The sequence below is a fragment of the Solibacillus cecembensis genome, assembly GCF_050272495.1.
GTDB classification, from domain to species: Bacteria; Bacillota; Bacilli; order Bacillales_A; family Planococcaceae; genus Solibacillus; species Solibacillus cecembensis.
Genome location: NZ_JBNNMF010000018.1, coordinates 16,373 through 28,575 on the forward strand (window position 1 = coordinate 16,373; position 12,203 = coordinate 28,575).

11 protein-coding genes are annotated in these 12,203 nt (G+C 39.0%); 5 read left to right on the forward strand and 6 right to left on the reverse strand.

All coding sequences use genetic code 11. From position 1 onward, the window contains the following. Window positions 1-16: 16 nt before the first annotated feature. Window positions 17-787: an ABC transporter ATP-binding protein gene (locus tag ACQKIH_RS15655; protein WP_427767688.1), complete on the reverse strand. Its 771-nt coding sequence runs from the start codon at window positions 785-787 to the stop codon at window positions 17-19. Window positions 788-1,108: 321 nt separating this feature from the next. Here ACQKIH_RS15655 and ACQKIH_RS15660 point away from each other — a divergent pair, with 321 nt between their 5' ends. The 3 genes from ACQKIH_RS15660 to ACQKIH_RS15670 are packed head-to-tail and all read left to right on the forward strand — an operon-like array spanning window position 1,109 to window position 3,352. Next, window positions 1,109-1,846 (forward strand): methionine ABC transporter ATP-binding protein, encoded by a 738-nt coding sequence (locus ACQKIH_RS15660; protein ID WP_427767690.1) that lies wholly within the window; start codon window positions 1,109-1,111, stop codon window positions 1,844-1,846. Between the two features lie 3 nt (window positions 1,847-1,849). Further along, a complete protein-coding gene (locus ACQKIH_RS15665) occupies window positions 1,850-2,512 on the forward strand; it encodes a methionine ABC transporter permease (RefSeq protein ID WP_057989378.1) in 663 nt (220 codons plus the stop codon). A 15-nt stretch (window positions 2,513-2,527) separates the two neighbouring features. Beyond that, on the forward strand, window positions 2,528-3,352 hold the full coding sequence (locus ACQKIH_RS15670) for a MetQ/NlpA family ABC transporter substrate-binding protein (protein WP_427767694.1): 825 nt from the start codon (window positions 2,528-2,530) through the stop codon (window positions 3,350-3,352). Between the two features lie 98 nt (window positions 3,353-3,450). Here the strand turns inward: ACQKIH_RS15670 and ACQKIH_RS15675 are convergent, their stop codons facing one another. From ACQKIH_RS15675 to plsY, 3 genes are all read right to left on the reverse strand, one after another. Beyond that, window positions 3,451-4,077 (reverse strand): YczE/YyaS/YitT family protein, encoded by a 627-nt coding sequence (locus ACQKIH_RS15675; RefSeq protein WP_057989448.1) that lies wholly within the window; start codon window positions 4,075-4,077, stop codon window positions 3,451-3,453. Window positions 4,078-4,221: 144 nt separating this feature from the next. Further along, window positions 4,222-4,512, reverse strand: coding sequence for a HesB/YadR/YfhF family protein (locus ACQKIH_RS15680; protein ID WP_057989375.1), 291 nt, complete (start codon window positions 4,510-4,512; stop codon window positions 4,222-4,224). Window positions 4,513-4,631: 119 nt separating this feature from the next. Beyond that, window positions 4,632-5,234, reverse strand: a complete 603-nt coding sequence (gene plsY / locus ACQKIH_RS15685; RefSeq protein WP_057989373.1) for a glycerol-3-phosphate 1-O-acyltransferase PlsY — start codon at window positions 5,232-5,234, stop codon at window positions 4,632-4,634. A 315-nt stretch (window positions 5,235-5,549) separates the two neighbouring features. Between plsY and parE the strand changes: the two genes are divergently transcribed. Together parE and parC are read left to right on the forward strand one after the other, a co-directional pair. Then, window positions 5,550-7,520 carry a DNA topoisomerase IV subunit B gene (gene parE, locus ACQKIH_RS15690; protein ID WP_057989371.1) on the forward strand — a complete coding sequence of 657 codons (1,971 nt, stop codon included), beginning with the start codon at window positions 5,550-5,552 and terminating at the stop codon, window positions 7,518-7,520. 1 nt (window position 7,521) lies between these two features. Further along, window positions 7,522-9,948, forward strand: coding sequence for a DNA topoisomerase IV subunit A (parC, locus tag ACQKIH_RS15695; protein WP_057989369.1), 2,427 nt, complete (start codon window positions 7,522-7,524; stop codon window positions 9,946-9,948). A 248-nt stretch (window positions 9,949-10,196) separates the two neighbouring features. On the opposite strand, the gene ACQKIH_RS15700 is transcribed toward parC, so the two are convergent. Both ACQKIH_RS15700 and ACQKIH_RS15705 read right to left on the reverse strand, forming a co-directional pair. Next, window positions 10,197-11,750 (reverse strand): solute symporter family protein, encoded by a 1,554-nt coding sequence (locus tag ACQKIH_RS15700; RefSeq protein ID WP_427767699.1) that lies wholly within the window; start codon window positions 11,748-11,750, stop codon window positions 10,197-10,199. 2 nt (window positions 11,751-11,752) lie between these two features. After that, a complete protein-coding gene (locus tag ACQKIH_RS15705; protein WP_057989367.1) occupies window positions 11,753-12,073 on the reverse strand; it encodes a DUF485 domain-containing protein in 321 nt (106 codons plus the stop codon). Window positions 12,074-12,203 lie beyond the last annotated feature (130 nt).

Below are 12,203 nucleotides of genomic sequence, written 5' to 3' on the forward strand. Positions count from 1 at the left end.
ATTTATTTCATTCACATTACTTCAACGCCACCCATGTGCGATCACGTTCCATTTGAAGGTGAATAGGGGTATTGAAAAAGGCGCTTAACTGCTGCTCTGTTAACAGGGTTTGCCGATTACCTTGATCGTAAGCTTGACCATCCTTCATAAGCAAAACGTGAGAAAAACAAGGTAATATTTCTTCTACATGATGCGTCACATATATTAGCGTCGGTCCTCCTGATTGCTTTGAAATTTGTTCAATCGTTTGCAGCAAGTTTTCTCGTTCAATCAAATCTAAGCCACCACAAGGCTCATCCAAAATTAATATTTCAGGATTAGCCATGATTGCCCGTGCAATTTGAACGCGCTGTCTTTCGCCTTGAGATAAATGTTCAAACGTTTTATTCGCTAAATGAGCACAATTAAAATGCGTCATCACCTCTACCGCTTTCTTTATATCGGCATCACTTACTTTTTCAAATAAACGCAAAGCTCCAAACATCCCACTAAGTACAATTTCGATGGCATTGTCCTGCATGTTAAAATTGTCAATCATCGCATTACTTACCCATCCGATGCGCATTCGAAGCTTTGGAATATACGTTTTACCGTACGTTTCTCCAAGCACTTTCACTGTTCCCGCATTTGGCCAAATATAGCCGTTAATTACTTTTAATAAAGTTGTTTTACCCGAACCATTTAACCCTAAAATCGCCCAATGCTGTCCTTTTTCTACGTGCCAACTGAAATCTTTCAATATGACTTTTTCATTGCGGTAAAGATGAATATTTTCGATATGTATCATTCCAAACACCTCCGCTTTTAATTATGCAATATTTTCTAAAATTCAGAAAGAGTGTGAGGGGGTTTTTAGAGGAAAAGGAAATGTATTCTATAATCCATTCAACATTTCTCATTTGAATCGCATTTCATTACAGACTTAGTCGAATATTCTATATAATAAAAAATCCACTTAAAACGTTGCTAATTCAACATTACAGACGGTTTTTTATCGCCTTCTGTGAAAAAAATAAGCAAAAAGAATGAATATTCCTTTCAATTTCAATTAAAAACGGTATACTTAAAATCGGTATGAAGAAAGTCAATACATAGGTAGGGATTTCTTATGATTCAATTAAAAACGGTAAGTAAAAAGTTTAATAACGAAATGGCCATTCAAGACGTATCATTAACCATTCAAAAAGGGGATATTTACGGTTTAATTGGTCCAAGTGGCGCGGGAAAGTCTACATTGTTGCGTATGATGAATTTGTTAGAACGTCCAACTACTGGAGATGTATTCATAGAAGGAAAAAGCTTAACGAATTTATCGAATGCAAAGCTACGAGAGGCACGGAAATCGATTGGGATGATCTTTCAGCAATTTAATCTTGTTGCAAATAAATCCGTCTATAAAAATATCGAAATTGCCTTAGAGCTTGCAAATTTCCCGAAAAGCGAGCGGAAGGCTAGGGTAGAGGAATGCCTGAAGTTTGTCGGTTTAGAAGCGATGCAGCATAAATATCCTGCACAACTGAGTGGCGGGCAAAAACAGCGTGTTGCCATTGCTCGTGCCATTGCAAACAATCCAACGATTTTATTATGCGATGAGCCGACTTCATCACTTGATCCTTCTACAACGAATGAGATTTTATCGGTTTTACAGTCAATCAATCAAACATTTGGCGTGACCATTGTAATCGTCAGTCATGAAATGGATGTTATTAAAAGCATTTGTACCCGTGTAAGCGTTCTTTCAGAAGGGCAATTATATGAAACAGTCGACATTACGCCATTAGGGATTCATACGATTGAAGCCCATCCGCAGTCGTTTGTAGACTCTTTACGAATGGGGGGCGAATAACTTATGCCGGATGTACTCATTCAGTATCAAGCAGAAATTGTACAAGCCATTTTAGAAACATTCATAATGGTTGGTGCTTCTATAGTCGCAGCTGTTTTAGTCGGTTTACCGGTTGGAACATTGCTGTTTTTATGTCAAAAAGGAAAAGTGTTAGAGAACAAATTAGTCCATACTGTACTTAATTTGCTCGTTAACATTATCCGATCGTTCCCGTTTTTATTATTAGTCGTCTTTTTAATTCCATTTACACGTTTGCTCGTGGGAACAGCCATTGGTACGACTGCAGCAATTGTCCCACTGGCGATTATCGCGATTGCGCATTATTCACGTTTAGTTGAACAATCGTTACTGGATGTGCCTAAAGGGGTCATAGAAGCAGCAATTTCGATGGGTGCTTCTGTAAACGCAATCATTTTCAAGTTTTTATATGTTGAGGCACGATCAGGTCTTGTGCTTGGTTTGACAACTTCGACCATTAGTTTTATTTCCTATTCAACGATAATGGGTGTCGTAGGTGGTGGAGGCATTGGGGACTTTGCGATCCGCTATGGCTATCAGCAATTCCGAACGGATCTTATGATGTATATGATCATCATTATGATACTTCTTGTACAGCTCATTCAAATCATTGGAATGACTGTGGCAAGAAAAATAGATAAACGATAGAGAAGGAGCATTCAAATGAAGAAATATTTGTTAATTGTTACCGCGTTATTCGTCCTTGTATTAGCCGCTTGTGGTGACAAGAAAGAAAAAGAAGTCGATTCGACAAACTCAGAATCAGAAAAAACGGTATTAAAAGTGGCATCATTGATTCCACCAATGACAGAAATTTTAGAGCAAACGAAACCTCTTTTAGCAAAAGAAGGCATTGAGCTTGAAGTTGTTGTATTAGGCGATAATGTACAACCAAATGCCGCTTTAGCAGCGAAAGAAGTAGATGCGAACTTTTTCCAACACCAATTTTTCATGCAAGAATATAATCGCAACAACGGTTCTGATTTAGTTGCCATTCAAGAAATTTATTATCCGAACTTCGGTATTTATGCAAAAAACTATGATTCATGGGATGCGCTTCCTGAAGGGGCTTCGATTGCGATAGCAAATGATGCATCGAATATCGACCGTACTTTACGTCTTTTAGAAATGTCAGATGCAATCGAACTGCAGGAAAAAACGGGTCCGTATTATACATTAAAGGACATTACGACAAACGAGAAAAACTTAGTATTTAAAGAAGTGGATTTACTCATGTTAGCACGTATGTATGATGAGGCGGATGCAGTTGTCATGTATCCAGCTTATGCAGCACCACTTGGGTTAACACCGTCAGAGGATGCTATTTTAACGGAAGGCGAAGGGAATGAATTTGCGATTCAACTCGTAACGCGTGAAGAAAATCAAAATGACGAAGCAATTCAAAAATTAAAAGAAGCGATGACAAGTGATACGGTTCGCCAATTTTTAGAGGAAAACCATAAAGAAACGGCAACACCTGCATTTTAAGTAAATTTCACTGAATAAAAAACAAAGCTGAGACGAATCGAAACATCATGTAGTGGGGTATACTACTAATCGATTCATCTCAGCTCTTTTTTATTTATTTAATTAATAGCGCTTTCCACACCCGAAGCGCGGTAAAACAGCTTTTCATTGAAGCTTAGAGCCCACTGTATAATCGGTCCTAAAGCAAATGCCATAATGACTGTTCCAATACCAATTGGGCCGCCCAATAGGAAGCCTAGTACCGCAACGCTGATTTCGATCGTCGTACGTGCTCGTTTAACAGACCAATTTAACTTCTTAACAATGAGCAGCATCAACGTATCACGTGGTCCTACACCTAAATTCGCCACGATATACATGCCACAGCCAAAGCCAAGCAATAGTAAGCCGAGCATGAATGCAATTGATTGTTCTACAAGCCCATTTGCATTTGGTAATAAAAAATTAAAAATATCAATAAAAATACCCGTTAAAAACATATCGATATACGTCCCAGCACGTGGAAGTCGCTTCGTAAATAGGGCATCAATGACTAAAATCAACACACCTAGTAGTATGGACCATCCACCAATCGTTAAGCCTGCATTATTCGCAAGTCCGATATGCAATACGTCCCACGATCCGACGCCAAGTGTTTGCCCCTTAATTGTCAATGTGACGCCTAAAGAAAGCACGATAATTCCTGTTATAAAAAATAGGCAACGCCAATAAAATTCTTGCTTTATCTTCATAAAAAAATCCCTCTATATTTCATCTAAGTTGTCATAATCCAACTATCATTATAACGACAACGAGAGAAAAAGAGGGATAACTGTTAATTCAAAAAACTTAAAGGGTAGCTATGCATAGATTAATCATTTTAAAAATCGCTACTTTTCATACGTATAACTTAGTTCATCTAAGCTGTTATCGACGTTTACGATTAAATTATGCTCATTAAAAAACCATTCATCCGCCTTTTCAATATAAAAATGAACATCCTCAACAACGACATTTACACCCATATCATGCGGTTGCTCACGATTCATCCCTAATGAAAAACCTTCGTGAAAAGGAGAAGAACCCCCGTAACGTGCATAAAAGCGAATAAAGTCGCCATTTTCAATTTCCATCTCATTGTGGAACCATTCGATTGCTTCGTTTGATAGTATAATTTCCATAAGCTCACCTCAAAATCTATTATGCAATACATGTCTCAACTCAAATCATACAAGTTGATGACGAAAATTTCCACAAAATTTAATTATCCATAAAAAAACTCCCTCTAAGGTAGAGAGAGTTAAATCCATTTCACTTTTGGTTCCGTCCCGTTTTTAATACGTGTCATATTTTCACGATGACGGTAAAATATAAATGTCGCTAAAAAAACAATCAAAATAAAGAGTGCAAAATCACCCGTAACAACCCAATAAACGGAGCTATAAATTAATGCGACAACCGCTGTAATCATCGAAGTTAAGCTGACCATTTTAGTTAATTTTAACGACAGGAAAAATGTAAAGAATAACACGATAAAAAGTGGCCAAGAATAACCAAGAATGACACCAGCACTTGTTGCTACCGCTTTTCCACCGCGGAAACCTGCAAAAATAGGGAACATATGACCAACAACAGCTACAACACCTAAAATAAGTGGATGAATCGTTGCGTCTGAAAAGAATGGCAGTGCTAATAATAGAACGGCTGCTGTCCCTTTAAAGACATCAATTAATGTCACGACAAGTCCTGGTTTTTTTCCTAGCACACGAAATGTATTCGTTGCACCTAAATTACCACTCCCATGCTGACGGACATCCGTATTATAAAATAGTTTGCCGATCCAAAGCCCAGAAGGTATTGAACCGATTACATAAGCACAAAGGAGAATGAATCCATTAATCATAAGTTGTGCTCCTTTCAAATTTCGAATTTTTAAATTATTAGTTGGTACTAATACTATGTGATAATTATTCTACACCGTTTTAGAATGGAAGGAAAGAAGAATTATTTTTTCTTATATTTAGCGGTTAAAGCAGGAAAAAAGTTACATTATATGCTATCAATCGAAGGATGAACTTTTAATGCGCATTCGTTGGTGGTACAATTAGTCTTTGCAAAGCTGATTATTTCGGATTCACTAATTGACAGTGGGTGCGATAGAATGTACGATTAACAATGTAAATAGAACGTTCGTTTGTGTTTTGGAGGGGATTTCATTTTGGTTAAAAACCAACCGGGCATCGCATATAACGACGATGCCATTCAAGTATTAGAAGGTTTAGAAGCCGTTCGTAAAAGACCAGGTATGTATATTGGTTCCACTGATAGCCGAGGTCTTCATCATTTAGTTTTTGAAATTGTAGACAATGCTGTTGATGAAGCACTTGCTGGATTTGGTAATCATATTACCGTAAAGATTCATGAAGATAATAGTATTACTGTACGCGACTTTGGTCGAGGTATGCCTACTGGTATGCATAAAATGGGCAAACCAACGCCTGAAATTATTTTCACCGTGCTGCATGCAGGTGGAAAGTTCGGACAAGGCGGCTACAAAACGAGTGGTGGTTTACACGGGGTTGGTTCTTCTGTAGTGAACGCATTATCTACTTTTTTAGAAGTGACCATTCATCGTGAAGGTGAAATTTTCCGCCAACGTTTTGAGAATGGTGGGAAGCCTGTTACATCGCTTGATACAATTGGCAAGACAAAGGAAACGGGTACACTCGTTCATTTCTTACCGGATGAGACGATTTTCTCTGTAACGAAGTATAACTACGATACATTGGCTGAGCGATTAAGAGAATCGGCATTTTTATTAAAGGGATTAAAAATCGAATTGATCGACGAACGTGGAGAAGGCAAGCATGAAGTATTCCACTATGAAAACGGTATTGAGGCGTTTGTATCCTATTTGAACGAGGAGAAAGATGTTCTTCACCCCGTTAAATATGTGGAAGGGCTCATTTCTGAAATCGAAGTCGAGTTTGCTTTCCAATTTAATGATGGCTATTCAGAAACCATTTTGTCGTTCGTTAATAACGTCCGTACAAAAGATGGTGGAACACATGAAACTGGTGCCAAAGCTGCATTAACACGTGTATTCAATGAATATGCTCGAAAAATTGGCTTATTAAAGGAAAAAGATAAAAATCTAGAAGGCGCCGATATTCGTGAAGGCTTAACAGGAATTGTTTCTGTACGAATTCCTGAGCAAATTCTGCAATTTGAAGGTCAAACAAAAGGCAAGCTTGGTACGAGTGAGGCACGTTCTGCTGTTGATACGGTCGTATTTGAAAAATTACTTTACGTATTAGAAGAAAATGCTGAACTGTCGGCATCATTAGTGCGTAAGGCTATTCGGGCACAGCAAGTCCGTGAAGCCGCACGAAAGGCCCGCGACGATGCACGTAACGGCAAAAAGAAAAAATCCAGTACGCTGCTATCAGGGAAGCTTACACCAGCTCAATCAAAAAACGCCGCACGCAATGAATTATACCTAGTAGAGGGTGATTCTGCAGGTGGCTCAGCGAAACAAGGACGCGACCGTACATTCCAAGCAATCTTGCCTTTACGAGGAAAAGTAATTAATACCGAAAAAGCCAAGTTACAAGACATTATGAAAAATGAAGAAATCGCGACCATTATTCATACAATTGGTGCGGGTGTTGGGGCTGATTTTACAGTAGCAGATGCTGCCTACGATAAAGTTGTCATTATGACCGATGCCGATACAGATGGCGCGCATATTCAAGTACTGTTACTCACATTCTTCTACCGTTACATGCGACCACTCATCGAAGCAGGGAAAGTATTTATCGCCTTACCACCGCTTTATAAAGTGTCCAAAGGTTCTGGCAAAAAGCAAGAACTTGTTTACGCATGGACAGAAAATGAATTACAAGATGCCATCAAAAAAATTGGTAAAGGCTATGTTATCCAACGCTATAAAGGTTTAGGGGAAATGAATGCCGATCAATTATGGGATACAACGATGAACCCTGAAACGCGTACATTAATTCGCGTTAAAATTGAAGACGGTGCGCGTGCAGAACGTCATGTTACAACATTAATGGGTGATAAAGTAGAACCGCGCCGCAAATGGATAGAAAAGAATGTAAACTTCGGCATGGAAGAGGATGCAAGCATTTTAGAAAATGAATTCATCCAGCATGAGGAGGTTAACTAATATGAGCTTTGTTGAAAAATTTCAAGATTTACCTTTAGAAGAAGTAATGGGGGACCGTTTTGGGCGGTACTCCAAATATATTATTCAAGACCGTGCATTACCAGATACTCGCGATGGTTTAAAACCTGTGCAACGACGAATTTTATATGCGATGTTCCATGAGGGCAATACGTTCGATAAGCCATTCCGAAAGTCTGCGAAAACAGTCGGAAACGTGATTGGTAACTATCATCCACATGGTGATTCATCCGTTTACGAAGCGATGGTCCGCATGAGTCAAGACTGGAAATCGCGCCATATGTTAATCGAAATGCATGGGAATAACGGTTCTGTTGATGGCGATTCACCCGCAGCAATGCGTTATACAGAAGCACGTTTATCGTCGATTGCTGCAGAAATGCTGCGTGACATAAATAAAAACACCGTCGAATTTGTACCTAACTTTGATGATCAAGACATGGAACCGACTGTGTTACCGTCACGTTTCCCGAATTTACTTGTTAACGGTGCAACTGGAATCTCTGCTGGTTATGCGACAGATATTCCACCGCACAATTTACAAGAAGTGCTAGATGGCGTATTAATGCGTCTTGATAAGCCAAATTGCACAACAGATGAACTGATGACCGTTATTAAAGGACCCGATTTCCCAACAGGCGGCATTATTCAGGGTGTAGACGGGATTAAAAAGGCGTATGAAACAGGGAAGGGCAAAATTATCGTTCGTTCTCGTACCGAAATGGAAGTCATTAAAGGGAATAAGGAACAAATCGTCATTACCGAAATTCCATTTGAAGTAAATAAAGCGAATTTAATTCGTAAAATGGACGAGCTGCGTGTAAGCGACCGTCGATTAGAGGGGATTTCTGAAATTCGTGATGAATCGGATCGAAATGGTTTACGTATTGTCATTGAACTAAAAAAAGACGTGCCCTCACAAGGAATCTTAAATTTCCTATTCAAATCAACGGACTTACAAGTTTCTTACAACTTCAATATGATTGCTATTCACGAGCGTCGTCCAACGATGATGACGTTGCCTTTAATGCTGGATGCCTATATTGACCATCAAAAGGTCATCATCCGCCGTCGCTGTGAATATGATTTAAAACGTGCAGAAGACCGTTTACATATTGTTGAGGGGCTAATGAAAGCCTTATCGATTTTAGACGAGGTCATCGCAACAATCCGTGCCTCTCGTGACAAACGGGATGCGAAAACAAATATTATCGACAAATTCGATTTTTCTGAGGAGCAAGCAGAGTCTATTGTAAGCTTACAACTATATCGTTTAACGAATACCGATATTACGGAGCTACAACATGAGCATGAAGAGTTAGATCAACTTGTCATTAAATTGACTGCGATTTTAGCGGATGAGAAAAAATTAATTCGCGTTATCAAAACCGAACTGACAGATATTCGTAAACGTTTTTCACTGCCTCGTATGTCAACGATTGAAGCAGAAATTGAAGAACTTAAAATTACGCTCGATGTACTCGTTCCAAGTGAAGAAGTTATCGTCACTGTAACGAAGGACGGCTATGTAAAACGGACAAGCCTTCGTTCTCACAATGCTTCGAATGGCAAAGATTTTGCGATGAAGGAATCGGACTATTTACTCTTCGAAGCCAATATTAATACGCAGCATCATTTATTGCTCTTTACAAATCGTGGAAACTACATTTTCCAGCCAGTACATGAGCTCCCAGATATTCGTTGGAAAGATCTCGGTCAACATATTTCGAGTATCGTTCCGTTAGAGGCAAATGAAGAAATTCTTCAAGTCATTGGCGTGGATACGTTTGAGCAGCCTGAGAAGTACGTATTTACCGCGACAAAGGATGGGCAGATTAAACGTTCGTCCTTGTCAGAATATGTCGTGACACGCTATTCTAAGCCGATTAAAACAATGAACGTCAAAGAGCAAGATGAAATGATTTTTGCTAGTCTTGTAACGGAAAATGACGAGCTGTTGTTAGTAACGAATACAAGCTATGCAATCCGTTTCCCAATGAGTGAACTACCTGTTACAGGTGTGAAAACAGCAGGGGTGAAAGGCATTATAGTAAAAGACGAGGAATTGCTTGCAGCAGTCGCAATTTTACAGCCTAATAGCGCGCAGGAACTTGTTATTGTTACACAGCGCGGCGCCATCAAGCGTATGAGTGTCTCAGAAATCGAACTGGGCAATCGTGCAAAGCGCGGGGTCGTAACGTTAAAAGAATTAAAAACCAATCCACACCGTATATTCGCTGTGTTAGTTGTTCACTTTAGTCATACAGTTGTTTTAGAAACCGCAAAAGGCATTCAAGAAGCCATTCAAATTACAACTTTGACACGTGCTGACCGCTATTCAAACGGTTCATTACGTGTGGACCCAACTTCAGATGGACAGCTTGTACGAGCTTATATCGAAAAGAAATAATAACTTGATTTTCTACTTTAATTAAGTGGGGAACCCTGTCGAAAAAAAATCTGGACGCAATAACGCCGAGGTGTTATTGATTTAATAAAAGGACATCACCATGCACACCGCATTGGATGATGTCCTTTTTTTCATTCCAAACGGCGCATGAGTGGGGGACTCGGGCTAAAAATACTACCTCGCTGTGATTGAGCGCATGAAAAAACCACTCTCCCTTCAACTAAGTGAAGGGAGAGTGGTTTTGAATTTTAGTGTGATGCGTCTTGTACAGAAATACCAGTTTGTGCTTTAACTTCAACTTCACGGTATTTCGCTTCGTCTTTCTCTTTAGAAAGTATCGTTCCTAGGTATCCACCTAAGAAGCCAAGAGGTACTGAGATAATCGCTGGGTTTGTTAACCAAATTAATGGTTCGCCAACGAAAATTGCTTTACCTGCTTCTGGATTCCAAACGTTTGGAGAAATTGCTACTAAAACTAACGCAGAGATTAAACCTGTTAACATCGCCGCTACTGCACCGTTTGTATTGAAACGTTTCCAGTAAATCGTGTAAATGATTACTGGTAAGTTTGAAGAACCTGCGATACAGAATGCCAATGATACTAAAAACGCTACGTTTAATGTTTGCGCGCCTAATGCTAATAAAATAGAAACGATTGAAATGATAATTGAACCGATACGAGCAGCTTTAACTGCTTCTTTTTCAGTAACTTTACCTTTTTTGAATATTTGACCGTAAATATCATGTGATAGGGCAGATGCACCTGAAAGTACAAGACCTGCTACTACCGCTAAAATTGTTGCGAATGCTACTGCACATACGAATGAGAATAGAATTTCTCCACCAAGTGCTTTTGCTAATAATGGAGCAGCCATGTTACCAGCTGGGTTAGCAGCCACAATTGCATCTTTACCTACGAATGCCGCAGCACCGAAGCCTAAGAAGATTGTTAATACGTAGAATCCACCAACGATCCATGTAGCCCAAATAACAGAAGAACGAGCTGTTTGTGCATCTTTTACAGTGAAGAAACGCATTAAAATATGTGGAAGACCAGCTGTACCAAGTACTAATGCGATTAACATTGAAATCGTATCAATACCATTTGTATAACGTAAGCCTGGGTTTAAGTAAGCAGAACCATTCTCTGTTACCATTGCCATTTCAGCAAACATTTTTAAAATACTGAAGTCGAATTTCGCTAATACTAAGAACGAAATAATAATTGTACCTAACATTAATAGACAAGCTTTAACAATTTGTACCCAAGAAGTTGCTGTCATACCACCGAATAATACGTAGATTGTCATCATAACTCCTACGATTAATACAGCAGCCCAATACTCAATACCTAATAATAATTGGATAAGACCACCCGCACCTACAAGCTGTGCGATCATGTAAAATAATACGATTGTAATTGTTGATAAAGCAGCTGTTCCACGAACTTTTGCTTTGTCAAAACGAGCTGTAATCATGTCCGCTAATGTAAAGCGGCCTAAGTTACGTAATGGCTCAGCTACGATGTAAAGTACCACTAAGTAAGCAACTAAATAACCTAGTGAGAAGAAGAATCCGTCAAATCCGAATAATGCGATCGAACCCGCGATCCCTAAGAAAGAAGCAGCTGATAAGTAGTCCCCTGCGATTGCAAGACCATTTTGCCAGCCTGTTAAACCGCCACCTGCTGTATAGAAGTCACTTGCACTTGATGTCTTCTTAGATGCCCACCAAGTAATGACTAATGTTAAACCTACGATTGCTACGAAGAAGAATATCGCCGTGAAACTTAAATCGTTCATAATTAGCGACCCCCTTCATATTCTGCGATAATTGCTTTCGCATCTTTGTCAAAACGATTTGCTTTTGCTACATAAAAGTGCGCTAATCCCCATGTCATTAAGAATAATCCTGCTGAATAAATCCAAACCCATGTAATTTCCCCGATTGCTGGTTGATGCAAAATCTTTGTGTACGAAGTTAAGATTGGTAGCAGCATGTATGCCGCTAAGAAAAACACTGTCACCGACCAAAGAAAAGCATTTTTACGTTTTGTAAGCGCCTTAAAAGATTCTTGCGATGCGATTTTGTCATAATCAATTTTTCGCGGTTGATTATTCCCCATAAACATTCCCCCAATTGTGATAAAATTCACTGCTCTATGTTCGTAAATTACTACTTTCAAGCAATTTACATTTTTATTCTATTTTAGCCGTCACAAAATTGCAATACTTTTCTGACAAATTATTTAAAAA